The 26411-nt window shown below is 58.8% G+C and carries 20 protein-coding genes; 8 read left to right on the top strand and 12 right to left on the bottom strand.

What is annotated here, in order from left to right; translation table 11 throughout:
- Positions 1–19: 19 nt before the first annotated feature.
- From IM313_RS04645 to IM313_RS04630, 4 genes are read right to left on the bottom strand one after another with little or no spacing between them, the layout of a single operon-like run.
- Positions 20–1345 carry a lysine N(6)-hydroxylase/L-ornithine N(5)-oxygenase family protein gene (locus tag IM313_RS04645; RefSeq protein WP_192971730.1) on the bottom strand — a complete coding sequence of 442 codons (1326 nt, stop codon included), beginning with the start codon at positions 1343–1345 and terminating at the stop codon, positions 20–22.
- Positions 1342–3084 (bottom strand): aerobactin synthase IucC, encoded by a 1743-nt coding sequence (gene iucC / locus IM313_RS04640; protein WP_370528567.1) that lies wholly within the window; start codon positions 3082–3084, stop codon positions 1342–1344. Before iucC ends, IM313_RS04645 begins: the two co-directional genes overlap by 4 nt.
- Positions 3081–4028 (bottom strand): GNAT family N-acetyltransferase, encoded by a 948-nt coding sequence (locus IM313_RS04635; RefSeq protein ID WP_192971731.1) that lies wholly within the window; start codon positions 4026–4028, stop codon positions 3081–3083. The genes iucC and IM313_RS04635 overlap by 4 nt, the downstream gene beginning before the upstream one ends.
- Positions 4028–5770 carry an IucA/IucC family siderophore biosynthesis protein gene (locus tag IM313_RS04630; RefSeq protein WP_192971732.1) on the bottom strand — a complete coding sequence of 581 codons (1743 nt, stop codon included), beginning with the start codon at positions 5768–5770 and terminating at the stop codon, positions 4028–4030. Before IM313_RS04630 ends, IM313_RS04635 begins: the two co-directional genes overlap by 1 nt.
- 138 nt (positions 5771–5908) lie before the next feature.
- Here IM313_RS04630 and IM313_RS04625 point away from each other — a divergent pair, with 138 nt between their 5' ends.
- On the top strand, positions 5909–7120 hold the full coding sequence (locus IM313_RS04625) for an MFS transporter (RefSeq protein WP_049000087.1): 1212 nt from the start codon (positions 5909–5911) through the stop codon (positions 7118–7120).
- Here IM313_RS04625 and mtfA read toward each other — a convergent pair.
- Complete coding sequence (gene mtfA / locus IM313_RS04620; RefSeq protein WP_192971733.1) at positions 7117–7914, bottom strand: DgsA anti-repressor MtfA; 798 nt, start codon at positions 7912–7914, stop codon at positions 7117–7119. The two genes, IM313_RS04625 and mtfA, sit on opposite strands and share 4 nt — an antisense overlap.
- Positions 7915–8103: 189 nt before the next feature.
- Between mtfA and IM313_RS04615 the strand changes: the two genes are divergently transcribed.
- From IM313_RS04615 to IM313_RS04605, 3 genes are all read left to right on the top strand, one after another.
- Positions 8104–8250, top strand: a complete 147-nt coding sequence (locus IM313_RS04615; protein WP_072001212.1) for a DUF2256 domain-containing protein — start codon at positions 8104–8106, stop codon at positions 8248–8250.
- On the top strand, positions 8247–9776 hold the full coding sequence (locus IM313_RS04610; RefSeq protein ID WP_192971734.1) for a cryptochrome/photolyase family protein: 1530 nt from the start codon (positions 8247–8249) through the stop codon (positions 9774–9776). The genes IM313_RS04615 and IM313_RS04610 overlap by 4 nt, the downstream gene beginning before the upstream one ends.
- 90 nt (positions 9777–9866) lie before the next feature.
- Positions 9867–10766, top strand: coding sequence for a LysR family transcriptional regulator (locus tag IM313_RS04605; RefSeq protein WP_028013727.1), 900 nt, complete (start codon positions 9867–9869; stop codon positions 10764–10766).
- Here IM313_RS04605 and IM313_RS04600 read toward each other — a convergent pair.
- From IM313_RS04600 to IM313_RS04590, 3 genes are all read right to left on the bottom strand, one after another.
- On the bottom strand, positions 10741–11529 hold the full coding sequence (locus tag IM313_RS04600; RefSeq protein WP_192971735.1) for a substrate-binding domain-containing protein: 789 nt from the start codon (positions 11527–11529) through the stop codon (positions 10741–10743). The two genes, IM313_RS04605 and IM313_RS04600, sit on opposite strands and share 26 nt — an antisense overlap.
- A complete protein-coding gene (locus tag IM313_RS04595) occupies positions 11526–12839 on the bottom strand; it encodes an MFS transporter (protein WP_192971736.1) in 1314 nt (437 codons plus the stop codon). Before IM313_RS04595 ends, IM313_RS04600 begins: the two co-directional genes overlap by 4 nt.
- A 280-nt stretch (positions 12840–13119) precedes the next feature.
- Entirely contained in the window at positions 13120–14418 is a 1299-nt protein-coding gene (locus tag IM313_RS04590; protein ID WP_192971737.1) for a serine hydrolase, read from the bottom strand.
- 106 nt (positions 14419–14524) lie between these two features.
- Here IM313_RS04590 and IM313_RS04585 point away from each other — a divergent pair, with 106 nt between their 5' ends.
- Positions 14525–15418, top strand: coding sequence for a LysR family transcriptional regulator (locus tag IM313_RS04585; RefSeq protein ID WP_192971738.1), 894 nt, complete (start codon positions 14525–14527; stop codon positions 15416–15418).
- On the opposite strand, the gene fumA is transcribed toward IM313_RS04585, so the two are convergent.
- Both fumA and IM313_RS04575 read right to left on the bottom strand, forming a co-directional pair.
- Positions 15407–17056 carry a class I fumarate hydratase FumA gene (fumA, locus tag IM313_RS04580; protein WP_192971739.1) on the bottom strand — a complete coding sequence of 550 codons (1650 nt, stop codon included), beginning with the start codon at positions 17054–17056 and terminating at the stop codon, positions 15407–15409. The genes IM313_RS04585 and fumA overlap by 12 nt on opposite strands.
- A 53-nt stretch (positions 17057–17109) precedes the next feature.
- Positions 17110–18618, bottom strand: a complete 1509-nt coding sequence (locus tag IM313_RS04575; RefSeq protein WP_023325580.1) for an anion permease — start codon at positions 18616–18618, stop codon at positions 17110–17112.
- Between the two features lie 610 nt (positions 18619–19228).
- On the opposite strand from IM313_RS04575, the gene IM313_RS04570 reads away from it, so the two are divergent.
- Positions 19229–22009, top strand: coding sequence for a flavocytochrome c (locus tag IM313_RS04570; protein ID WP_192971740.1), 2781 nt, complete (start codon positions 19229–19231; stop codon positions 22007–22009).
- 58 nt (positions 22010–22067) lie between these two features.
- Positions 22068–23030, top strand: coding sequence for an FAD:protein FMN transferase (locus tag IM313_RS04565; protein WP_192971741.1), 963 nt, complete (start codon positions 22068–22070; stop codon positions 23028–23030).
- On the opposite strand, the gene dcuR is transcribed toward IM313_RS04565, so the two are convergent.
- Positions 23011–23730: a two-component system response regulator DcuR gene (dcuR, locus tag IM313_RS04560; RefSeq protein ID WP_028013719.1), complete on the bottom strand. Its 720-nt coding sequence runs from the start codon at positions 23728–23730 to the stop codon at positions 23011–23013. The two genes, IM313_RS04565 and dcuR, sit on opposite strands and share 20 nt — an antisense overlap.
- Positions 23727–25343: a sensor histidine kinase gene (locus IM313_RS04555; protein ID WP_069733051.1), complete on the bottom strand. Its 1617-nt coding sequence runs from the start codon at positions 25341–25343 to the stop codon at positions 23727–23729. The genes dcuR and IM313_RS04555 overlap by 4 nt, the downstream gene beginning before the upstream one ends.
- A gap of 165 nt (positions 25344–25508) precedes the next feature.
- Here IM313_RS04555 and IM313_RS04550 point away from each other — a divergent pair, with 165 nt between their 5' ends.
- Positions 25509–26372, top strand: coding sequence for an N-acetylmuramic acid 6-phosphate etherase (locus IM313_RS04550; RefSeq protein ID WP_192971742.1), 864 nt, complete (start codon positions 25509–25511; stop codon positions 26370–26372).
- Positions 26373–26411 lie beyond the last annotated feature (39 nt).

Genomic DNA, 26411 nt, shown 5'->3' with positions numbered 1-26411 from the left:
TTGATCCTGATTGTGTGTGTCAGTACTCAGTGGTTTTTGCTAACGATTTAAAAACTTGGCTGCTCTCCGGGCTGGTGGTGCTCCGCCAGTGGATAACGCCAGGGGTGGTGGCCAGTTCAAACGGCTCGTCGGCATGTGCGCGATTCAGAATTCGCGCCGCGCGCCAGGCCATCAGGCTGAGCTGGGGTTCGGCAATGCCGAGACGGTGCATCCCGGCGTTCACGGCGAACAGGCGGTTGCTCTGCGGACCGTCCCATTCGAGGGTGAAATCGTTGTTAATGCAGAACGCTTCGTCCGCATCCAGATGCAGGCGGTGAGACAGCGGCGCGAGGAACGCGGGCTGCACGGCGCGGTAGCCGGTGGCAAAAATCACCACGTCGCTCTCCAGTTGCTCGTGGCCGCCGTCGAGGTGATGCTGAATGCTCAGGCGATGTCCGGTTTCCTGACGCGTCAGGGCCGTAACCGAGCGGGACGGCATCAGGTGTGCCCAGGGTTTTTCACGCAGCACTTCGAAGCGGTGATACATGGCGCGATAAATCGCCAGCAGGGACTCGGTGGTGATGCCGTCGGAGGTCATCTTCTGCTCGTGCAGCATCTGACGACGCGACTCTTCACCGAGCGTGGAGAAGCTGTCCACATACTCCGGCGTGAAATACTCGTTAGCAAAGGCGGCTTCATCCAGCGCGTTGTAGTTGTTGCGGCGCGAGACCCAGTTCAGGCTCAGCGGCTGGCCCCATTCGCCGCGGAAAATATTCAGGAACAGGTCGGCGCCGCTCTGGCCGCCGCCGACGACGGTAACGCGTTTGCCCGTAAGGTCCGGCGTGCGCAGCATCATCTCGCTGGCGTGGAAGCAGGTATCGTCCTGCGCAGTGACGCAGTCAGGCAGGTTGATCTGTTTGCCAATCCCCACACAGACGTGGCGCGCCAGGAAGCGGTCGCGCTGGGTCACCACCTCAAACAGGCCACGTTGCTCATCAAAGCTCACCTGCTGCACCTGCTGGCTGAAGGCGAGGTTGGTGAGGTTGTCCGCCGCCCAGCACAGGTAGTCCGCAAATTCTTCGCGGGAAACCGTGCGCTGCTCGGTGGTCAGGAAGCGGTAGAACTTTTTGCGCTGCACCAGGTAGTTCAGAAAGCTGTGGCGGTTGGTCGGCTCCACGGCGCTGACCAGATCCTTCAGGAAGCTGGTCTGCATGTGGCAGTCCGGCACCATCATGCCCGGGTGCCATGAGAAGTGCGGTTTACGCTCAAGGAACAGCGAGCTAAAGCCGTCCAGACCTTCTGCGAGGGCGGCGACGCTGAGGTTAAACGGGCCAATACCAATGCCGATGAAATCATAGGTTTTCATTGCGCGGACTCCCGGGAGGCCAGAAAAAGAGGGTTATCAAGATCGGTAACGTAGTTCGGCAGCATGCGGCTGCCGCCGTCGTGTTCGGAGAAGGTCAGTTTGACCGGGTTAAGGATCACCCGAATAATCTGCGGCTTAAACAGATCGAATTTCGCAAAGCGCTCCGCAAGCTCCGGGTGCGCGGCCATATAGCGGTGCAGCACCCCGGCGAGGATCTGATAGAAACGCATTTCGCTGACGCCGCTTTGCAGCGTGAGGCGTGAAATAAAGCGCAGCACCGTCACAAAGTTGCCGGTTTGCAGGTCGTGGATGATGTAATCCGCGCTCAGGCGCGCCGTCACCGTTTTTACCTGCTCCGGCAGGCTCTGCGCCTGTGGGAAATCCTCCTCCACCAGGCGCATATCGCCCTGGAAATCCTTCAGCAGGATGCGCTGCGGGACGTAGTCCTTCATCACCAGCGTCACGTTCTGGCCGTGGGCAATCAGCGCCACGCCGTAGCGGCAGAGCAGGTGGTAGAACGGGATCACCGTTGCCTCGAACAGCTTTTCCAGCCACGCGTCGGCGGTTAACCCCGAGCGCGTGATCCACGCGTCGATCAGCGGACGCCCGGCGTTGTCGGTTTCCATTAGCGCCGCCATCAGCACCGCCTGTTCGCCGTCCTGCAGATAACAGGATGGGTTCTCGCGCCAGATCACGCCCAGCATCTCCTGGTAGCGGTAGGGCGCTTTCGGCAGCGCCGCGTAGCCCGGATGCGACAGATACCCGGCAGCGGGTTCGCCCAGCACCTGCGCGCCAGAGCGGATCAGCGTGGCGTCAGCGGCGAACTGCTGCTGCAGCCAGCGCGAAGCCAGAGGCCCGGCGGCAATGTACTTGCCCGGAATGCCGCGATAGCAGGAGGTGTTGTAGATGGTCAGCGGCAGCTTGATGTCATACGGCGCGCGGCGGCTGGCGTTGGTGAGCGTGCGCAGGGACTGCTGGGCCAGGTACTCATCGCCAAACTCGCCCAGCTCAACCATTTCACCGCGCGCCAGCTGCGCAAGGAAATGAAGGGCAATTTTTTGCTGCCACTGCCACGGGTGCAGCGGCACGGGCAGCCAGCCGTCGTCGAGACCCAGCGCTTGCCAGCGAGCGTCAAACCGGGCGCGCTCGGCATCGTCCATGGTGCTGGCCAGCAGAGCGTGAATGTCGCAATCGGCGTCGCTGCTCCAGACCAGATGTTCACGCTGGACGGCGACCCAGTGCAGGCGGAAGCGCCCGCGGTATTCCGGCGCGTACTGGCGCAGCGCGTCCAGACCCCAGCCGCGGCGGCCTTTGTTGAAAATAAACTTTGGGTGGCCGCTCATCAGACACTGTAATTCGTCCGGGTCGAGGTGGATCAGCGCGTCCGCGTCCAGCGCTTCACGCGCCTGCAGCAGTTGCATGTCGCCGCGCAGCGTGGCGTAGAGATCTTCCATGTGCTCCGCCGTTTGCGCGTCGCTCATCTCCAGCACCGTCGCCAGCTGCAGCAGCGCGCTTTCCGCTTCCACGGCAGCGCCGCTGGCGGTGGTCAGGCTGTCCGGGTCGATATGCAGCCAGCCCCAGATCCCGCGCGTGGCGCGAAACTGCCAGCACTCGTTGCCCATGGCGATGCGCCAGCCGTCCGATGAAACGGGCTCAGCGCGCAGGGTGCGTTCGTATTCCAGCTCCGCGAGGATCTTCGCCACCATCTCGCGGTTCACTTTCTGCCAGAGCGCGTTCACAGACCCACCTCGCTGAAGAAGCGGTGACGCTGGCTCATGATGAGGCGCGAGCGCTTATGCGGGAAGTCGAACTCTTTCACCGTGTCGAAACCGGCGGAGGCCAGATGGCGGAACAGGCGCTGGTTGTCGAAGCGCGGCTCGGCCACGATGCGCGCGGTGCGCGGTTCATCGAGATACATATAGTGGCTCAGGCCGCGCAGCCAGCTGCGGATATACTGCGCGCCGCGCCAGTTTTCTTCGCCCACCAGCATGTGCAGCCCGCGGTCAAACGGCTGCCAGCGGTAGTGGCGGCCAATGCGGTCTTCTGCCGCCCAGTAGAGTTCAAAATAGCCAAACGGCTGGTCGTCGAAGCAGCCGATAACCGGGTAGCAGTAGGTCGAGTCAAGCTGGCGGCGCAGGTAGTTTTCCTGCTCGGCCTGCGGGCCCGCCATCTCCCAGAAGGCGTTCACGCGCGGGTTATTCATCCATTGAGTGAAACGTTCGCCGTCCAGCGCCACGTCCGCCACGCGGAAGCTTAAAGTGCGCTTGATTTGCGGATCGTAACGGCGATACACCTCGCCCTGTGGGCGACGAGGACGCAGCGGGAAGTACAGCTGGCGGCTCTCATCAAACTGCATCCCACCGCTTGCCTGCGGACGTTCGCCTTGCAGCCACAGCGGTAGCTGCCAGAAGGTTTCTCGCGCCAGATAATCCCCGTGGGCCTGGCTAAACAGCGCCTGCGCCTGGGGTTCATCCTGCCAGTCCGCCCACGGCAGGGTAATGCCGGTCAGGGCGGGCGCGGCAACAAACAGCTGATCGAGGGCTTCCACCAGCCAGCCGGCCGGGATCCCGGTCAGACGCTCCAGCACCGCGCTGCCGTCAAGACCCAGCGTCAGCGGCAGATTTTGTTCCGTTGCGGTGCAGCGAAAGCCGTAGCCGGAATGGACGATATTCGCGATGGCCATCACGCCTTCTCCTTGTAAAACGGGTTGCTAAAGTCGAAATAGATCACCGCCGGATCGACGATGGTGTTCTCATTGCGATCGTGCAGGTAGCAGAAGAAGTTGCCTTTGCAGTTCCAGGTTGGGCTGTCGAGCACGTAGTCGAGGCAGCGGGTCTGCTTCGCCGTCGTGCGCAGCCCGGCCAGCGCGTCACGCACGCGGGACATCAGGTGCTCTTCGCTGTCGAAACCGGCGGCGGCGAGAGCGGCGGTGACGGCAAGGGTGGAGTTCAGCAGCAGGTAATAAGGGAAGTAGCGCAGCAGCTGGCTTTCACCGAAGCGGTTTTCCACGTCGGTTTCGCCCGCCTCTTTCAGCCACGCGTCGGCCCCTTCGGTCCAGGCGCTGCCCTGGCAGTCGCGGTAGATCAGCCCGACGGGGAAATCCTGCTGCATCTCAACGAGGATATTTTGCTGGTGTGCCAGCAGCACCAGACCGTAGTCCGCCTCGGCGCTGAACAGCGGAAGCAACACGCGGTCGCAGTAGGCGTCCAGCCAGCAGCGGGCGGCCTGGGCGAGCGGTAAATCCAGACGCTGGCTTAGACGGCGTACCGCTGCGGCCAGCAGGCTGTCGCCGCCGTCAGGCGCGGCCTGCGTCAGGCTGACCAGCACGTTGGTCTGGGTGTCTGGCGTATCGAACAGCAGGTTAACGCGCAGGGCCATCAGGCTCTCTTCCTGAACGACGCCGTTTTCATCACGCAGTCCCGCCCAGCCGTCTTCCTGCATCACGCGCATGGTCGGGTAGCGGGCCTGTAAATCTTGCCAGCGTTCTGTTTTCGCCAGCCGCGCCAGGCGCATGCCGCGCTTCACCTCTTTCACCGACAGCGTGCGCACGGAGTTGGTCAGGCGCACGCTGAGGGAGAATTTAATCATGTCGCTGTTGGTCTCGCTGTACAGCGAGCGGGAGGAGCTGGTGGGCAGCCACTGTGCGCCCGCTTCACCCAGGTCCTGCAACGAACCGTTTTCCACCAGACGCTGGCACCAGTCCTGCTCCAGCAGATAGTCGGCCTGCCACGGATGCATCGGCAGCAGCCAGCGGGTGTCGGTGAAGTGGCCGAGCAGTTCGGGCGCGCTCTGGGCGGCGAAGCGCAGCAGACGCTCGCGCAGGGAGACGTTCAGGCTGTCGCCGGCAACGAGCGTGCTCTCAACGGCAAACCAGCGCATCGGGAAGCGGGAGCCGAAATCCGGCAGATACCGGCGCGCCTCGGTTTCGTTGAATGGCTCGTGGGATTTTGGCGCAGGGTGAAACGCGTGGCCCACCAGCAGCGCCTGTTCCGCTTCGGCAAACGTCAGGGGCTTGTCGCGCAACGTTGCCCAGCCGTGGCGCAAATCAATCGCCTGCCAGGTATGGGTATGACTTTCCAGCGCGCGCTGTTTAAAACGCGTCAGCGTATCGGCATCCAGTGAGCCTTTTACTGAGGGTTTTTCAAGAATTAAATCAATCAGTTGAGTGAAAGTGACGGCGTCACCACTGTCGCTATCACTCTGAATAAGCGTTGCCGGGAAACGGTACTGATGATGCTGGGTTGGGGAGAAATAGCGTACCGGAACCCGAAGGGCCTGGGAGGAAGAGAGTGGAATATGAATGTGCGCTAACTCATCCGCTGCGGCTGCAGGGAGATAGCGCCAGTCCTTCGTTTCGCGTAACAGGGCGTTTAAAAAACACTGGGCTGCAACGTCTGTACCGGCAGAGCGGGGCAGAGCACGCATAGATGTACCTCATTCCATGACTGATAATAATTCTCGTTATGATATTCATTCTGTTTACAGTGGCAACTATTTTTGCAATATTTGTTTTCATTAACTTCATAATTTCCACACATTTATTGACACTATGTTCACATTTTCATGCGCGCTGATTCTGAAACGTTGACCGAAAATATCACCTCCAAAGCCAACTGGCCCCTGGCGCTCTGCGCGGGCCTGCTGGGCATCGGGCAAAACGGGTTGCTGGTCATGCTTCCGCAGCTGGTGACCCTGACCGGACTTTCACTCTCGGTCTGGGCCGGGCTGCTGATGTTCGGCTCCATGCTTTTTTTACCCGCGTCCCCCTGGTGGGGACGCCAGAGCGAGCGCCGCGGCTGTAAGGTCGTTATGGTGTCCTCCCTCAGCGGCTATCTCGCCAGCTTTGGCGTCATGGCGCTGGTGGTCTGGGCGATGGCGGCAGGGAGGCTGGAAAGCACCTGGGGGCTGGCGGGGCTGATCCTCTCGCGTCTGCTGTATGGCCTGACGGTGTCGGGCATGGTGCCTGCCGCGCAGACGTGGGCCATTCAGCGTGCGGGCCTGGATAAACGCATGGCGGCGCTGGCAACCATCAGTTCCGGCCTCAGCTGCGGCCGCCTGCTGGGGCCTCCGCTGGCGGCGCTGATGCTCAGCGTTAACCCGGTCGCGCCGCTCTGGCTGATGGCGATCGCGCCGTTAATCGCTCTGCTGCTGGTGCTGCGGGAGGTGGCGGATCCGCCGCTGCCGCCGGTGGCACACCAGGCGACCCGCCTGCAGATGTCCATGCTGCCGTTCCTGCTGCTGGCGATGCTGCTGGCGGCGCTGGTGAGCCTGATGCAGCTCGGCCTGTCACCGCACCTCAGCCCCTTGCTGGACGGCAACGCCCGGGATATCAGCCATCATGTTGCGCTCCTGCTGAGCCTGGCCGCGCTGGCTACGCTCGCGGCGCAGTTCCTGGTGGTTCGTCCGCAGCATTTCAGCCCGCTGACCCTGCTTTGCATGGCGGCGGTGCTGATGGTGGCTGGGCTGGCGCTAATGTGTATCGCCGAACTGGCGCTGTTCTATGTGGGGATTGCTATCACTTCGCTCGGCGCGGCAATGGCAACGCCGGGCTATCAGCTGCTGCTGAACGATCGCCTGACCACGGGGAAGGGGGCGGGCGCTATTGCGACCAGCCACACGCTGGGCTATGGCGTCAGCGCGCTGCTGGTGCCCGTTGTGACGCGCTTTTTCGGCGAACACTATTTAACGACGGCGGCCTTTGGCGTGGCGGCGCTGTTTTTAGCGCTGAGCATCGGGGTACGGTTAACCGAGCGTACCCCTGTCGAAAAAAATTAATGGACGTGGTGGGATGAAGGGCCGCCAGCGCCCTCATTTTGCCGCAGGCGCTGGAGCGGATCCTGCTGATAAAACTGGCTGAAACGCTGCCACAGCGCCGGGAAACGGGGCGCGAAGAGTTCGGGGGCGCTGTAGAAGTACTCCGAGAGCACCGCAAAGCACTCGGCGGGGTCAGTTGCCGCATAGGCATCAATGCTGGCCGCGCTTTCGCCCACCATGTCTATCTCATCCTGGATGTTATCCATTGCCGCATGCAGGTCGTGCTCCCATCCTGCGACTTCACGTAGCGGAATAAAAGGCACGCCGCTGGCGCGATCGCCGTTGCGGGTATCAAGCTTATGCGCCACCTCGTGAATAATCAGATTAAAGCCTGAGGCGTCGAACGAGTCCTGAATGTCGAGCCAGTTGAGGATAATTGGCCCCTGCTGCCAGCTTTGTCCGGACTGCACCACCCGCTGATTGTGTACCAGCCCGATATCATCCTCCCACTCGTCATCGACGACGAACGGTGCAGGATAAATCAGCACTTCATTAAAACCGTCCAGCCACTCAATGCCGAGCTCCAGCACCGGCAGGCAGAAAAGCAGGGCGATGCGGGCGTTTTTCAGCGGATCAAGCTCGAACCCCTGCAGCGGCACCAGACGTTTTTGCTGCAAAAAACGATCCGCCATCTGAACCAGCTTCGATTGTTCATCCGGCTTAAGATTCGCCAGAACAGGGATCGCCAGCGCGTCATCCCACGGCAGCGCCATATCCCGGCCAGCCTCATTCGTTTTCCAGGGCCACTTAATCATCGCTTTGCTCGCAAACTCGTCACTTGAACACAAAGGGGAACGTTATCATTGCAACACTTACAGCCCGAATAAACTATCATTTCGTACGTAGCGGTGGGTAGCGCTTTGCAGGCATCACCTTCATTTTGTGACGTCTGTCGTAGCCTTTATCCGCAGGTGGGGTGAATAAATCAGTATGGTATTGAAAAGATGAGCGATTTCAAAGGCAACAAGCAGGACCTGCCCAGTCGGCTGTGTGTGCACTGCCAGCGGCCCATGACGTGGCGCAAAAAATGGGCGAAATGCTGGGATGAGGTTAAATACTGTTCCGAGCGTTGCCGCAGGAGCCACCGTTGACCGAGCTGCGCCTGATCCTGGGCGATCAGCTTAATCCGCATCACAGCTGGTTTGATACCTGCAGTCCGAACGTCATTTACGTGATGCTGGAGCTGCGGGCGGAAACCGCATACGTTCTGCATCATGCCCAGAAAGTTATCGCTATCTTCGCCGCCATGCGCGCGTTTGCCTCAGCGTTGAAAGAGAAGGGGCATCGGGTGAGGTATGTCCGGCTCTCTGACGGTTCAAACCGCGGCACGCTGGAAGACAATCTCAATGCGCTTGTTACGCATTACAGCGCCGGCAGGGTGTTGTGGCAGGAGCCCGACGAATGGCGTCTTGATGCGCAGCTGCAGGCGTGGGCGAAAACAGCGTCCGTCGAAACAGCCTGCGTCAGCAGCGAGCATTTTTTCACCCCCCGGGACGCGGTAAGCGCGTTTTTTGCGTCGCGTAAAAGCTGGCGAATGGAATACTTTTATCGGGAAATGCGCCGTCGGCACGGGATTCTCTTGACCTCTGAAGGCGAGCCGGAAGGGGGGAAATGGAATTATGATGCTGAAAACCGCAGGCGCTGGTCGGGCGAGCCGCCCGCACCGGGTGACTCGCGCCCCCGCCACGATCGTTCAGCCTTGTGGGCAGAGATCCAACGCTGCGGCGTAAAGACCTTCGGCGAACCGCAGGCCGACAATTTTCGCTGGCCGCTCAACCGTTCGGAAGCCAAAGCCAGTCTGGATGCGTTTATTTCTCACGTGCTCCCGCAGTTTGGAAACTGGCAGGATGCGATGCACGCGGAAGAACCTTTTCTTTTTCATTCGTTAATTTCTTTTGCGCTGAATACCAAAATGCTTAATCCCCGGGAAGTGGTGGCCGCCGCCCAGCAGGCATGGCGTTCTGGCCACGCGCCGCTGCCTGCCGTTGAAGGGTTTATCCGACAAATTCTCGGCTGGCGGGAGTACGTGCGCGGGATCTACTGGTCGCAAATGCCGGGCTATCGCGAGCTGAATGCCCTGGAGCAGCACGCCCCGCTGCCGGACTGGTTCTGGACGGGCAAAACGCAGATGCGCTGCCTGGCGCATGCCGTTGGGCAGTCGCTCACCGAGGCTTACGCCCACCATATCCAGCGCCTGATGGTGATCGGGAACTTTAGTCTGCTCAGCGGCCTGTCGCCGCAGGCGGTCCATGAGTGGTATCTGGGGGTCTATATTGATGCGTTTGAATGGGTGGAGCTGCCCAATACTCTCGGCATGAGCCAGTTTGGCGATGGCGGGTTACTGGCCAGTAAGCCCTATGTCTCAAGCGCATCCTACATTCATAAGATGAGTAATTACTGTCAGGGGTGTCGGTATCAGCACAACCAGCGCACCGGAGAGCTGGCGTGCCCGTTCAATGCCCTCTACTGGGATTTCTTTGCGCGCAACCGGGCGCGCCTCGGTAACAATCCCCGCCTGGGCATTGTCTATAAACAGCTTGCGGATATGAAGGAAGAGGAACGGCAGGCGATTGCTGACCAGGCCGGGCGCATTCGCCTCAATCTCAACGACCTCTGACCTATTTCAATACCGCGCCGGTTGCGGAAGGTCAATAAGACGCTATTATTTTTGACTTTGTTGCTTTCCCTGACAGGACATCCAGACGCTATGCCCGTGAATTTCGACCTTAACGATCTCTATGCCTTCAGGGCGTTAGTGGAATACGGTAACTTCCGTGTCGCCGCTGAATCAATCTGCATATCCCAGTCGGCGCTGAGCCGCAGGATCGAAAAGCTGGAAGCCGCGCTGGGAACCAGGCTGTTTGACCGAACCACCCGCCGCGTCGCCCTGACGTTATACGGGCAAAACTTTGCTGAACGCTCAGCACAGCTGCTCGACAACGTAGAATCAATGCTGGCGGATGTCGATAAGGCCAGTGAAGAGCGGACGGGGCTGATTACGGTCGCCGCGGTACCTTCCGCCGCCTGTTATTTTATGCCTGATGTGATCCGTCGCTTTCAGTCCCGCTTTCCGCGCGTTCGCATTAAGCTCATCGACAGCAGCGCGGGGAATGTGATTGACGCCGTGGCCCGAAGCCAGGCGGATTTTGGCATCTGCTTTGCGGGAAACTTGCCGTCTGAAATTGAATTTTTCCCGCTGGTGGAGGATGTCTACGTTGTGGCGTGCAGAAAGGACCACCCGCTGGCGCAGAAGAGCCACCTGACCTGGCAGGCGTTTTACCAGCAGGACTATATCTCCCTCGATAAAACGTCGGGGAACCGCAACCTGCTGGATCGGATGCTGGGGGATATCATTCCCGAGCGCCCCAGCGTCTGCGAAACGCGCCACGTCACCACGATGCTTGGTATGGTAGAGGCGGGGATCGGCATTGCCGCCGTTCCCGCCATGTCGATGCCGACGTCAGAGTACACGCCGCTGACGCATCTGCCGCTGGTGGCGCCGGAAGTGAAACGCACCGTGGGGCTTATCCGGCGCCGGGGGCGCATCCAGTCTTATATCGCGGCTGAACTGGAAAAAGAGATCACCGAGCGGTATCGCCGGACGTAACGGGGATCATCCCCGTCTTCTCGATGACGGCGCGTGAGGGCGGTGAGGCGAGATAGGTCAGCAGCGCTTTCCCCTCGTCAGGATGTTCAGCGTGACGGGTGACCGCACCCGCGAAGCGCGTGATGTACTGCAGATTATCCGGGATTTTACCGATAAAGGTGACGCCCTGAACCGGCAGCAGCTCGCTCACCTGCTGGAAGCCCACGGCGTATTTCCCTTTTGCCACTTCCGAAGCAACCGGAATGCGTTCGACCATCGTTGCTTTAGCCGCCGCCTCCTTTTCAATCCCTAGTTTCTTGAACAACGTCTGGCTGACATACCTGCCGCTGGCGCTGTCTGAATAGGCGATGGAGCTGGTCTGAAGCAGCGCGTTACGTAGCGTCGCCTCGCTGCTGATATCAGGGACATCCGCCCCTTTTTTCACCACCATTCCGACGGGGGAGTCCGCAAGTTCGGTTCGCGAACCCGGCTGGGTCTGGCTGATTTTTTCGAGCTTCGCCAGCGCATCGCCCACCATAATCACCACGTCGGCTTTCTCGCCGCGCGCGAGCCGGTTTGGGATCGCCTGCGGCGTAGCGCCCATTGACGGACCGGGAATAATCACGATGGTATCGCCGGTCTGGCGTTCATATTCCGGTGCCAGCTTTTCAAGGGCGGCTTTGAAACCGCCTGAAATCATCACTTTCACCTCCTGAGCGCAGGCATTGGCGCTCAGGAACGTCAGCATCAGCGCGGTGGCGGCATAACGAGAAGTGCGAGTCATGCGGCCTCCTGCGACTTAACGGTGTTTTGCACCGATACCGCGCGACGACGGTAGAGGTAGAGGGTTGCCAGCAGGGCACACACCGCGGCGAAGCTCATCCAGTAGCCCGGCGAGGCTTTGTCACCGGTGTATTCAATCAGCGCGGTGGACATCACCGGGGTAAAGCCGCCGAAGACCGCCGTTGCGAGGCTGTAAGCCAGAGAGAACCCTGCCACGCGGACTTCAGCGGGCATAATTTCCGTCAGCGCCGGGATCATCGCCCCGTTATACAGCCCGTACAGGAAGGAGAGCCACAGCAGGACGCTCAGCATCATGGAGAAGCTTGGCGCGTCAGCCAGCAGCGTCAGGGCCGGATAGCTGCTGGCCAGCGCCAGCAGGGTCATGGCAATCAGCACCGGTTTACGCCCAAAGCGGTCCGACAGCGCGCCGCCCACCGGCAGCCAGATGAAGTTAGAGATCGCCACCAGCAGCGTGACCAGCAGGCTGTCCGAGGCGCTCAGCATCAGCACTTTTTTGCCGAAGGTTGGCGCGTAGACGGTGATCAGGTAGAACGCGGTGGTGGTCATCGCCACCATCAGCATGCCCGCGACCACCACCTGCCAGTTGCCAAGCAGCGTTTTAAAGACCTGACGCATCTCCAGATGATGGCGGCGCGCGCTGAACTCTTCCGTCTCCTCCAGCTTGCGGCGCAGGAAAAAGATAAACGGCACGATTAAACAGCCGAACAGGAACGGGATGCGCCAGCCCCATTCACGAATGGCGCTCTCTTCCATCAGCGCGTTCAGGGCAAAGCCCATCGCCGCGGCGACCATAATGGCAACCTGCTGACTGCCGGACTGCCAGCTGGTATAGAACCCTTTGCGGCCCGGCGTGGCGATTTCAGCGAGATAGACCGAGACGCCTCCAAGCTCCGCACCGGCGGAAAAGCCCTGCAGCAGACGGCCCGTCAGTACCAGCAACGGTGCCCAAAGCCCGATGCTTTGATAGGACGGGATCAGCACGATCAGGAAGGTGCCTGCCGCCATGATGGAAAGCGTCACGATCAGCCCTTTGCGGCGACCGACCTTGTCAATATAAGCCCCCAGCACAATGGCCCCGACTGGACGCATCAAAAAGCCCGCGCCGAAGACCGCGAAGGTCATCATCAGCGACGCAAATTCACTGCTCGCCGGGAAGAACGTGTGGGCGATGTAGGTGGCGTAGAAGCCGAAAAGAAAGAAATCGAATTGCTCAAGAAAGTTGCCGGACGTCACGCGAAGTATCGCGCCCGCCTTAGAGCGTACGGTTGCAGGTGAGGTTGAGGAAAACATGGTTATCTCCAGTTTATTGTTGACGTTTTACGCGTCTGTTTCTGAAAACTGGATCAGGATGAGGAATTAGATAAGCGCAAATGCCGCATCGACTGATGCATTTCTTGCATGAATATAATCCGGCGAATAAATACAATTAATGGCAACAATAACTTAACAAAATATTGGCTTTTTATTCACCAACATTCTGTAAGTCTCTGATATTGCGGTTTTGTGATGTAGCGCAGAGGCGCGTTTTAGAATGAGCCGGGTAACCGCGTCGTTACCCGGCGGAGGCCATTTAGCGCAGCGCCCTGGCAATCGCGCTAAACATCAGAGAGGCTTCCAGCGGCTGGGCGCTGAAGGACGGTTCCGCCTGCGGCCAGGTAGACCACTGGACGATGACCAGATTTTCCTTCGGGTTCACCATAATCATCTGCCCGAAAATGCCCAGCGCCCAGAGTGAACCTTTCAGCGAATCCTGGGCCGTCGGCTCTACGCCCGTGGCGTTGGCGGGCACTTCGTTGTTCCACCACTGATAGCCGTACAGCCCCTCGGGATGGGCGTCTGAGACCGAGCCTTTGGCCTTCGTCCAGTCTGACGACTGCCGGATCCAGTTTTCCGGCAGGATGGTCTTACCGTTCGGCAGCGTACCGTTGCTCAGGATAAATTGCCCGAAGCGCCCCCAGTCCTCCAGTGTGGCGTTAAAGCCGTGCGCGCCAACGTCATGCTGGCCTTTGCTGTAGGCATGCCACACGCCGTCGCTCGCCATGCCGTAAGGCTGCCAGATGCTTTTCTCCAGATAGGCCGCCAGCGTCATGCCGGTGGCCCGCTCCAGCACGTCACCCAGCAGCCAGGCGCCGGCCGAAGAGTAAGACCAGCTCTCTCCGGCCGGGTGCGCCCTGCGTAACCCCTTCACCAGCTTGCGCACGCAGTCATAGGTACCCGGCTTCGCCTCGCACTCGGTGAGCTGCGCGAAGTCGGATTTAGGGTTGGTGTAATCCTCGTTCCACGCCACGCCGGAGGTATGGGTGATAAGCTGCTTAAGCGTCACGCCGTCCCACGCGGTGCCTTTCAGGTCGGGTTCATACCGCGTGACCAGGTCGTCGAGCGAGTGAATTTTTCCCTCTTTGAGGGCCACGCCCACCAGCGCCGATACCACCGATTTCCCAACCGAGCGCGAGGTCCAGAGCGTGGAGTCGGTATTGCCCTCTCCAAGGTACTTCCAGGCGATTTTGCCGTCCTTCAGCACCAGCATGCCGCTTACGTTCTGGCGTTTAAGGTACTCCTGAAGGCCGTAGCGCCTGCCGTTGACCTGATACCATGCGTCAGTGAGCGGCTTATCCGACATTTCCAGCGCCACGGCGCTACCGTGGCGGAAAACATCCCCGGCGTAGTTGCGGTAGTCATTGCGAAAGCCCACCACGCGGTCGGCCTGACTCCAGGTGAGCATCTTATGGGTGTCCGGCAGCGCGGCGTCAAAGGGGGCAGGGCAGGCGCTAAGGTCGGTGCCTTTGCAGGCGGCCACTGCCGCAGGGGAGAGCAGGGCGCTGAAGATAAGGCCCGCCAGCAGGGCATGGTTTACTTTTCTGTTTTTCATATCCGTCTCTTTCAGGTTAAGAACGGCTTCAGTTTAAAAACTCCGGGGCTATAATAAAAAACGCGTAGTGGGGGAAAATCCCCCTATAAAACAGAGAGAGCGTAGCGTGGCGGGACTGATTTACTCTTTTGCACAGCTCGAGGCATTTACTGCCGTGGCCGAGAACGGGGGCCTGAGTAAAGCCGCGGTGGCGCTGAAGAAGGACCGCACGACGCTTCGCGATCTGGTTGATTTTCTTGAGGATGGCTTGGGCTACGCACTGTTTATTCGCGACGGCCGCACCCTGCGGCTCACGCCCGAAGGGGAACAGCTTCAGCGCCAGGCGCACCTGCTGATGCGGCAGGTAAAAGCCTTTGAGGCGTTTGCCAGAGAGGTGCCGCACGGTGCCACGCAGGACCTGACGCTGGCCTACGATCCTTTTACGCCCAGAGCCTTTCTGCACGGGATGATTGCTGAAATGGCCGCGCGAAACATCCGGCTGAGCCTTATCTGCACCTCTCGGGATGAATCGGAACGGCTGCTGGCGAACAACGACGCGGATCTGGCCATCTGCCAGGCGCGCAACCGCAGCGTGGGCAATGATATGGAGTGGCGCGCCCTCGGCGCCATTGATATGGATTTTTATGCCGCCCGCGGGCTGTTTGCGGACAGTGCTTCCCCACTGTCGCTGCTCGATCTCTCCCTGGTGCCCCAGGTCGTCATGCACCCCGCCTCGGACGAGCCGGTGGCGCGCCGCCTGCAGATCTCCGGGCATACTCTCTTTACCAACGAACCGGAGATGCTGCGCGGTCTGCTGGAGCGCGGCTGCGGCTGGGGATTCTTACCGACGCATTTTCATGCCGGTCAGTGGCAAAACGTAAAAAGGCTGCACACCGAAGTGGGCAGCCAGGGGATTGGTCAGACGATGGTCACCATCTGGAAGCCGGGGAGCGACAAGCGCAGCACGATCGCTGAAACGCTGTCGCTCCTGCCGGACGTATGGAAGCACTCAGCGCTGTGAACAGCCTTTGCACTGCTTGTTCTGAATCTGCTGGAAGAAGTCGTTGCCTTTATCATCCACCAGAATAAACGCCGGGAAGTTCTCCACCTCAATTTTCCAGATCGCTTCCATACCCAACTCAGGATAGGCCACACACTCCAGGCTCTTGATGCTGTTTTGCGCCAGCACCGCCGCCGGGCCGCCAATGCTGCCCAGGTAGAAGCCGCCGTGCTTATGACAGGCGTCGGTTACCTGCTGGCTGCGGTTGCCTTTTGCCAGCATGATCATGCTCGCGCCGTGGGATTGCAGCAGGTCGACATACGAATCCATGCGCCCCGCCGTGGTCGGGCCGAGTGAGCCAGACGCGTAGCCTTCCGGGGTTTTTGCCGGACCCGCATAGTAAATCGGATGATCTTTGACGTACTGCGGCAGCGCTTCGCCGTTATCCAGCAGCTCTTTAAGCTTCGCGTGGGCAATGTCGCGCGCCACGATAATGGTGCCGTTCAGCGACAGGCGGGTAGAGACCGGGTGCGCGGAAAGCTGCGCCAGGATCTCGTTCATCGGCTTGTTCAGGTTGATGCTCACCACGTTGCCTTCGCCCTGCTGGCGCAGGGATTCAGGAATATACTGACCTGGGTTGTGCTCAAGCTTCTCAATCCAGATCCCGTCGCGGTTGATTTTCGCCTTGATGTTACGGTCGGCGGAGCAGGAGACCCCCATGCCGATTGGGCAGGAGGCACCGTGGCGTGGCAGGCGGATCACGCGGATATCGTGGGCGAAGTATTTCCCGCCGAACTGCGCGCCGAGGCCGAGGTTCTGTGCTTCCTGGAGCAGTTCCTGTTCGAGCTGAACGTCGCGGAACGCCTGGCCGTGCTCGTTGCCTTCGGTTGGCAGCGCGTCGTAGTAGCGGGTGGAGGCGAGCTTCACGGTTTTCAGCGTGGCTTCCGCTGAGGTGCCGCCGATAACAAACGCGATATGGTACGGCGGGCAGGCTGCGGTCCCCAGGGTACGCATCTTCTCAACCAGGTAGTTTTTCAGCTTCGCCGGGGTAATCAGCGCTTTGGTTTCCTGGTAGAGATAGGTTTTGTTGGCAGAGCCGCCGCCCTTCGCCATGCACAGGAATTTATACTCGTCACCGTCGACGCTGTAGAGGTCAATCTGTGCGGGCAGGTTAGTGCCGGTATTCACCTCTTTAAACATATCCAGCGCCGCATTCTGCGAGTAGCGCAGGTTGTCTTCAATATAGGTGTTATACACGCCCTGGCTCAGGGCCGCTTCGTCACCGCCGCCGGTCCAGACGCGCTGGCCTTTCTTACCCATAATGATTGCCGTGCCGGTATCCTGGCAGGTTGGCAGCACGCCTTTCGCCGCAATTTCCGAGTTGCGCAGGAACTGCAGGGCCACGTACTTATCGTTCTCGCTGGCTTCCGGGTCGTTAAGAATGGCGGCAACCTGCTTCTGATGGGAAGGACGCAGCATAAATGCGGCGTCGTGGAAGGCCTGCTGCGCCAGCAGGGTCAGGGCTTCGGGCTCCACCTTCAGCACTTCCTGGCAGTCGAATTCGGCAACGGAGACGTGCTCGTTGGTCAGCAGGTAGTATTCGGTGTCGTCATGCGAAAGAGGGAAGGGGTTCTGATAAAAAAACGGTTTATTCGACATAGTATTGCTCCACAAAAATAAAACCGCCGGAGGAGAAGTCCGGCGGTCAGGAATCAGAACATCATGGACATCCACGGGTAGCCAATCAGCAGCAGGGCCGCCAGGAAGATGGCACCAAAGATGGTGCCGAGGCGCCAGTAGTCTTTGGTTGGCAGGTAGCCGCTACCGTAGTAAATCGGGCTTGGGCCAGTACCGTACGGGGTGATAATCCCCATCACGCCCAGCGAGGTCACCATCAGCAGAACGAACACTTCCATATTCATGCCCGGAATGGTGGAGGCGATGGTCAGCATCGCTGGCAGCAGCGCCGTGGTGTGCGCGGTGGTGCTGGCAAACAGGTAGTGCAGCAGGTAGAACGCCAGCAGCAGGACGATGGTCGCCACGCCCGGAGAGATACCGCTCATCAGCAGGCCGCCTTCTTTACCTAACCAGCTGATAAAGCCGGTAGAGGAGAGGCCATCCGCCAGCGCCACCAGGGTGGCGAACCAGACGAAGGTGTTCCACGCCGCTTTGTTGCCGGTGATATCGTTCCACTCCAGCACGCCGGTCCACAGCATCAGGCCGACGATGAGCAGGGCCGCCATCGCGGGTTCAATCCACGCGGCGGCGAAGATCCACATCAGCAGCGCGCAGCATACGAACACCAGCAGAAGGATCTCATTGCGGGACAGTTTGCCCAGTTTTTCCAGCTCTCGGGTCGCCCACAGCGGCACTTCGTTGTTCACCTTCACTTCTGGCGGGTAGAACCAGTAGGCCAGCAGCGGCATGGTCAGGATCAGCAGGATGCCCAGCGGCAGGAAGGCGAGGAACCAGGTCCCCCAGGAGATGTCGATCCCAACCGTACTTTTCACCAGCGCCAGGGCCAGCAGGTTCGGCGCAAGGGCAGAGAGGAACATTGAGCTGGTGATACAGGCCGCGGTGATCGCCACCCACATCAGGTACGAACCAATCTTACGCGCGCTTGGGTCGTTGGGTTTTGAACCGTACAGCGGCGGCAGGTTAGCGATGATCGGGTAGATGGTCCCACCGCTGCGCGCGGTGTTGGACGGAGTGAACGGTGCCAGCAGCAGGTCCGCAAACGTAATCGCGTAACCGAGCGTCAGGCTACGACGGCCAAGATACTTCACCAGAATCAGCGCCAGACGGCGGCCGAAGCGGGTTTTGTCGTAGCCCGCGGCAAACATAAAGGCACCGAAAATCAGCCAGACGGTGGAGTTACCAAACCCGCTCACTGCCCACTTAAAGGAGGCGCCCGCCAGCTTGAATTTCGGGTCAGCCAGCTGTTCAGGGCTGAACAGCACCCACTGGCTGCACAGGGCAATGGCGACCACGCCGGTCAGGCCGATCACCGCGCCCGGCAGGGGTTCGAAGATAAGACCGACGATCACGCCGACGAAGATGGCGAAGTAGTGCCACGCGTAAGGAGGCAGTCCTTCCGGTACCGGAACAAACAGCAGCAGTACGGCGACGATGACGGGCAGTGCCATCATCAGCAGACGTTTTGCGTTTCCATTTGATGCCTGGTTCGCCACAGGGGGCGTTACAGCAGTTTTTGTATTCATAGTTTCACGTCTTAAGTTGTCAAAAATTCGGTCGCACTGAAAAGTCAAAATTGCTTTCTTAAGTTTCTTTGCTTTTTTTAGTTATTAAAGGTGCGTTTTTGTATTTTCAGTAATAGCGATTTAACGCTTTTTTGTGTGCGTTAAATTAAAAAATGATGATGTTTTTATATTGCGCTTTTAAATGCCATGACTATTGATTGAGATCAAAAAAACAGAATTGCAGCGTTATTTTTATGCTTTTATTAATAACCACTCTGGCGTATGTGGTTATTATCTTTTTTGCGGGTTTATTTTATCATTTCTGTAACAATTTGAATTTTTAATAATTGCTATTTAGTTGATTTTAAAAGGTGTTTTTGGTTTTTGGTGTAATGGTTTTACCATTTTTTATTTAACGTATTTTAAAATATTGTGAATGCCTGAATGACAATCGCTAACACCAATGTATTATTAGTGTTATTACAGGGATTAAATAGTTTTTTAACTAACGTAATAACTTTAGAAACTAAAAAAATCATTATATTAATATCATGACATCGGCAAAGAACGACGAAATAAAAAATCAATCCGATAACGAATTTTCAATTTTTAAAAGTTTGGAGTTTCTATTATGAGCACTAACGAACGCATTCTTAGCCCCTTCACATTACCGAATGGCACTGAACTGAAAAACCGTTTGTTAATGGCCCCTATGACCACCTGTACCGGCTATTATGACGGCACCGTCACCAGCGAGCTGGTGGAGTACTATCGGGCCCGTTCCGGCAGCATTGGCACCATCATCGTGGAGTGCTGCTTCGTCGACGATCTCGGCCTCGCCTTCCCGGGCGCAATTGGTATTGATAACGACGAGAAAATCGCCGGGCTGGCGAAAATCGCCGAGGCCATTAAATCCAAAGGATCTAAGGCCCTGCTGCAGATCTACCACGGTGGCCGCATGGTTGATCCGAAACTGATCGGTGGCCGTACCCCGGTTGGCCCAAGCGCCGTGGCCGCGCCGCGTGACGGTGCCGCAACGCCGGTTGCCCTGACCGCCGAAGAAGTGGAAGGCATGATCGGCAAGTTTGGTGAAGCCGTGCGCCGCGCCATCCAGGCCGGTTTTGACGGTGTGGAAATCCACGGGGCGAACACCTACCTGATTCAGCAGTTCTACTCTCCAAACTCTAACCAGCGCGACGACGAGTGGGGCGGCAGCCGCGACAACCGCGCGAAGTTCCCGCTGGCGGTGCTGGACATCACCCACAAAATGGTGCGCCAGTACGCGGACGACGCGTTTATTATTGGCTACCGCTTCTCCCCTGAAGAGCTGGAAGTGCCGGGCATCCGCTTTGAAGACACCATGTACCTGCTGGAAAAACTGGCGGCGCGCGGCGTGGACTACCTGCACTTCTCCGTCGGCGCGACCCTGCGTCCGTCCATTGTCGACACCCAGGACCCGACGCCGCTGATCGAAAAATATTGCGCGATGCGTTCTGAAACGCTGGCGCAGGTTCCGGTGATGGGCGTGGGCGGCGTGGTGAATGCGTCAGACGTGAATGAAGCGCTGGATCACGGTTACGACCTGATTGCCGTTGGCCGCGCCACTATTGCCTACCCGGACTGGACCGACCGCATCGCGACGGGTGAAAGCCTTGAGCTGTTTATGGACAGCACCAAACGCGAGGAACTGAGCATTCCTGAACCGCTGTGGCGCTTCTCGCTGGTGGAAGCGATGATCCGCGACATGAGCATGGGCGAATCGAAATTCAAACCGGGCATGTTCACCGAGAAGGTGCAGGACGACGCGAACGAGCTGGTGATTAACGTCAGTCTGGAAACCGACCGCATTGCGGACATCGAGCTGGCCTCTGGCCCGAGCGATGACGTTGAGTTCGTCACCAGCTTTGAAGAGATCCGTACCCGCATTCTGGACGCCAATACCCCGCACGTGGATGCCATCACCGGTGCAACCAGCCAGAGTGAAGCGGTGAAGAAAGCGGTCTCTAAAGCGATGCTGAAATCCAGCAAAGCGCTGGCAGCGGAAGAGGGCGTTGACCCGAACGAAACCCGCAGCGTGGACGTGGTGGTGGTCGGCAGCGGCGGCGCCGGTCTGGCGGCGGCGATTCAGGCTCACGACGAAGGCGCGAGTGTGCTGATTGTTGAGAAGATGCCGACCATCGGCGGGAACACCATTAAAGCCTCTGCCGGTATGAATGCCGCCGAAACCCGCTTCCAGCGCGTGAAGGGCATTCAGGACAGCAAAGAGCTGTTCTACCAGGAAAGCCTGAAAGGCGGCGGCAACAAGAACAACCCTGAACTGCTGCGCCGCTTTGTCGAGAACGCGCCGCAGGCGATCGAGTGGCTGGCAACGCGCGGCATCATGCTGAACGACATCACCACCACCGGTGGGATGAGCATCGACCGTACTCACCGTCCAAAAGACGGCTCTGCGGTGGGGGGCTACCTGATCAGCGGCCTGGTGCGTAACGTCAACAAACGCAACATCGAGGTGATGCTGGATACCTCCGTCAGCGACATCATCTTCGAGAACGGTGAAGTGACCGGGGTTCGCCTGACCACTGAAGAGAACGAAACCGTCACCGTGGCAGCGAAAAGCGTGATCGTGGCGACGGGCGGCTTCAGCGCCAACAGCCAGATGGTCGTCAAATACCGTCCGGATCTGGAAGGGTTCGTCACCACCAACCACAAAGGGGCAACCGGCGGCGGTATCGCGCTGCTGGAGCGCATCGGGGCGGGCACCGTGGATATGGGCGAAATCCAAATTCACCCAACCGTTGAGCAGAACACCTCGTACCTGATTTCCGAATCCATCCGCGGAGGCGGGGCGATTCTGGTCAACCAGAAAGGGGAGCGCTTCTACAACGAAATGTCGACCCGCGATAAAGTCTCGGCGTCAATCATCGCGCTGCCGGAGAAATACGCGTACATCGTCTTTGACGAGCACGTACGTGCCAAAAACAAAGCCGCGGATGAGTATATTGCGAAAGGCTTCGTGACCAGCGCCAGCTCGCCAAAAGCGCTGGCGGAAGCGCTCGGTATGGATCACCACGCTTTCCTCGCGACCCTGGAACGTTACAACGGTTTCGTTGAAAAACAGCACGATGACGATTTTGGTCGTACCACCGCGCTGCGTGCGCCTATCAACGAAGGGCCTTTCTACGCTATTCAGATTGCGCCAGGCGTGCATCACACCATGGGCGGCGTGACCATCAACACCGAAACCTGCGTGCTGGACAGCAACCACAACGTACTGCCGGGGGCGTTTGCGGCGGGTGAAGTGGTCGGGGGGATCCACGGCGGCAACCGTATCGGCGGTAACGCGGTGGCGGATATCATTATTTTTGGTACCCTTGCAGGACATCAGGCGGCGATGCGCTCAAAAAGAACGTAAGGCTCCTGTCTCCCCGGCGGCGCGGTGCCTGCCGGGGCTACATCAGAGGACACATGCAATGCCTGATAGCCATCGCGTTTACAGCTACTCCGCCGTTCTGATGGGCTCGCCCATTCTCCTGAAGCTCTTCTCCCATGACGAAGCCCTCGCGTCCCGCGTTTTCCGCCTGATCAAACAGTACGAAGATCTCCTCACCGTTAACTGCGCGCATTCCCAGGTGATGGACATCAACCATGCGGCGGGCCAGCATCCGGTTGCCGTTAGTCGTCCGGTGTTTGAACTGATCCGCTGTGCAAAAGCGGCAAGCATGCTAAAAGACAGCGCGTTTAACCTGGCGATCGGCCCGCTGGTGAAGCGCTGGAAGATTGGCTTTCAGGGAGACAGCGTTCCGCCTGCCGATGACATTGCGTCCCTGCTGGCGATAACCCGGCCCGAGGAGGTCATCCTTGATGAGGCGCAGACCAGCGTGTTTCTGACCAGAGCGGGGATGGAGATTGATCTGGGGGCCATCGCCAAAGGCTATATCGCCGACCGGGTGCGGGACTACCTGCGCAAAGAGGGCGCTGAGCTGGGGCTGATCAACCTCGGCGGAAACATCCAGACGTTAGGCTCGCCGGAAGGGGGCTGGAGCGTGGGGCTAAAAAAACCGTTCGCCGGTGATGCGCTTATCGGTGCGATGACGGTAGAGAACCTCTCCGTGGTGACCTCGGGAACGTACGAGCGCTACTTCGAGCAGAACGGCAAGCGCTATCACCATATTCTCGATCCGCGCACCGGGTATCCGCTCGACAACGAGCTGGAGAGCGTCACTATCATTTCAAAAGACTCCATTGACGGCGACATCTGGACCACGCTGATGTACGGCATGGGGGTAGAAAAGGGCTGTGCCGCCCTGCGCGCGCGCCCCGATATTGAAGCTATCTTTGTGACCAAAACAAAAGAAGTGGTCATCTCCTCGATGCACCACTTCCGTTTTACCCTTCTGGACGAGAGCTACCGCGTTATTGGCAGTACTGTTTGAGCAGCCCGATCTGTTCCGGCTGTAAGCGGTAGCGATACACCGGACGCCCGGTGGCGCCGTAGTGAATGCTGGTGAACAGAATGTTGATCTGCGCAAGCCAAATCAGGTACTTACGGCAGGAGACGCGGGAGATATTGACAGCGTTAGCCAGATCGTCGGTGGAAAATTCCGTCTCCGGGTGGCCATCAATCCACTGGCAAATCGTGCGCAGCGTTTGCGGCGTTAACCCCTTCGGCAATTTTTTAGTGTCCGCCAGCTCCGGCGCGCCGCCGTGGATCAGCCTGTCGACGTCCGCCTGCTCGTAATACTGGTGCGAGCCCATCAGGCTGTGCTTTGCCTTCCAGCCGTTCAGCGCCTCTTCAAAGCGCGGGAACTGGAACGGCTTTATCAGATAATCCACCACGCCGTAGTGGATGGAGGTCTGGATCGTGGCGGCATCGGCGGCCGAGGAGATCATAATCACATCAATCGGGCGGCCTGAAGCGCGAATATCGGGCAGCAGATCCAGCCCGTTATCCTGCTGCATGTAGACGTCCAGCAGCACCAGATCGACAGGCTGGCTGGGGTTATTGATAAAGGCCCTGGCCTGATTGAGCGTGGAGGCGACGCCGCAGCAGCTGAAGCCTTCAACACGGTTGACGTACAGACGGTTGAGGTCGGCTACCATGGCGTCATCATCGACAATTAATACATTTATCACGCGATATTCCTCTCGCTATCCCAGGGGATGTGAACAAAAAATTGGGTAAATACGCCAGGCTCAGACTCGACGGTGATATCGCCGCCCAGGTTCTGGATCTGCTGGCGAGCAAGGAACAGCCCAACGCCGCGGTTTTCACCTTTTGTTGAGAACCCTTTAGTAAAAATAGCCTCCAGCTGAGTGGGATCAATGCCGGGGCCGTCGTCGCTGACTTCGCAGCTGAGCCAGCCATTCTGATAATGCAGCAGCAGGCCAATCTCGCCTTCCTGCTGTCCTGCCATCGCGTCGAGCGCGTTTTCGATTAAGTTACCAAGGGCGGTGATCAGCACCGCAACCTGCTCTTCACTGGCGGTATCCGGTATCAGGCTTTCATCCGCCAGCGTCAGGGTGACGCCGGCCTCTTTCGCCCGGTTGATTTTACCCAGCAGGAACCCGGCAACGACCGGGGACTTTACCTTGCTCTGGATCGTGCCAATGTCCGTCTGGTAATTATGCGCCGTCTGGATGATGTACTCCTCCAGCTTGTCGTAACGCTTCATGTGCAGCAGGCCGAGGATCACATGCAGTTTATTCATAAACTCGTGCGTGTGGCTGCGCAGGGCGTCGACGTAGTTGACCATGCCATCGATACGCTGCATCAGCTGGCTGATTTCCGTTTTATCGCGGAAGGTGCTGATAGCCCCGATCACCCGATTCTGGCTTTTGACCGGCACCATGTTGCAGAGCAGCAGTCGTCCGTTGCAGCTGATCTCCTGATCCTGACGCGCAACCCCGGTTTTCGATACCTCACGCAGGCTTGCCAGCAGCGGCTCGCTGGTGTTTTCGGTCTGCTTGCCGGAGGGAAGAAGTAATATCTCTCTGGCTGCGTGGTTAATCATCGTCACGCGGCCGTGAATGTCGACGGCCAGCACCCCTTCGCGAAGCGACTGCAGCATCGCCTGGCGCTGTTCGAACAGGGCGGAGATTTCATAGGGTTCGAGCCCGAAAAGAATGCGTTTCAGGACCCGTACCAGACCCCAAATCGCCATCGAACTCATAAAGATGCTGAACAGAATCGTCCAGAGCGCGTTGAGCCGCCCGCGGGCTATCTGGTCTTCTACCTTTTTGAGGGAGATCCCGACCACGACGACCCCGATCTGATCGTGCTGGCTGTCATAGACCGGCGTGAAAACGCGAAGCGCCTCGGCGAGGGCGCCGCGGTTAACCGAGACATTCTCTTTGCCTTCCAGCGCGGGTTCCAGATCGTTGCCGATAAAATGCAGGCCGATGAGCGCCTCGTTAGGGTGCGAGTAGCGAATCCCCCGCATGTCGGTCACCACGGTAAGCAGCAGATCGTTGCGTTGGGTAACGGCTTTGGCGATGGGCTGAATGATGTCGGCCTGCGGCGACTGCATCAGGCCGCGCTGGATCTCCGGGCTGTCGGCCAGCGTGCGGGCGATGCCCAGAGCGGTATCTTTTACATCATCGCGGGTTGCCCGGGTGATCTGCACGGAATAGAGCGCAAAAACCACCAGCAGCACAGAGGCGATAATCGCGGACACCATCAACGTGACCAGCGTGTACAGTTTCATGGGGCGCTTGCGCGTCAGAGGGAAAGGCTGCAAATCGCTCATCAACACTCCGCGATGATTAGGAAAGGGAGTGATTATCGCTGATGATGGGCTTTTCTTAAAGCCATGTAAAAGCGTCGATTTACTCTTCTTTTCGTGACCCCACTCGCAGGTCATCTATATAAAACACTTTATAGTGTGTGGGTACTCATAATAAGGAGGCTGTTTATGAGCATTACGCTTACCGGTTCAGTCAAGGAAAGACGGCACGCCAGCACGATGAATATAGATAGATTGTCCACGCTGGACATGCTGAAGGTTATCCACGAGGAAGATGCACGCATTTCTGCTGCTATAACCCCCTGCTTAACGACAATCGCCCGCGCGGTGGATAACGCCGCCGCGTCGCTTAACCGCGGTGGCCGTCTGGTGATTGTCGGCGCGGGCCCGTCGGGCTGCATCGCACAACAGGCTGCAGATGAGTATGCGCCGGGTAAAACGCCGGTAATTGCCGTTACGGCTGGCGAGGGGGAAGGGAGCTACGAGCGCGGGGTGGCTGACCTGCAGGCCATTAAATTTGGTGAGCACGATATGATGCTTGCCGTGACCGTCAGCGGAAAAACGCCGTGGGTCTGGGGGGCAATGCGGCATGCGTGGTCGTTGGGAGCGCCGGTTGCGGTCATCACCGGTGATGCACAAAGTGAAGCAGCACAGCTGGCAAGCATGGTAATTGCCCCAGAGCTTGGGGCCGATGTGGTTGCCGGGTATCGCAATACCAGAGCGGGGATCGCGCAAAAAATGATCCTCTCGATGATTACCACCGCGCTGGCCGTTCGCACCGGGCGCGTTTACAGCAACCTGCGCGTGGATCTTGAGGCAAGCAGTACCAAATGGGCCGAACGGCAGATCGCCATTGTGATGGAAGCGGGGGGATGCACCCGGGCGCAGGCAAAGGCCGCGCTGGAGAGCTGTAACCACCACTGTAAAACGGCGGTGTTGATGGTGCTGACCGGTCTGGATGCGTGGAAAGCCCATGAGCTGCTGGTGCAGAATAACGGGTTTATCCGCGTGGCGCTGCAGGAAGCGCCGTAAAATAGTGCCCCTTGAAACAAAAAAGCCCGCAAATGCGGG

It is taken from the genome of Enterobacter cloacae complex sp. P2B, from assembly GCF_014895985.1.
Classification (GTDB): domain Bacteria; phylum Pseudomonadota; class Gammaproteobacteria; order Enterobacterales; family Enterobacteriaceae; genus Enterobacter; species Enterobacter bugandensis.
Note: the sequence above shows the minus strand (reverse complement) of the source record. Positions and strands in the feature narration are given on the sequence as shown.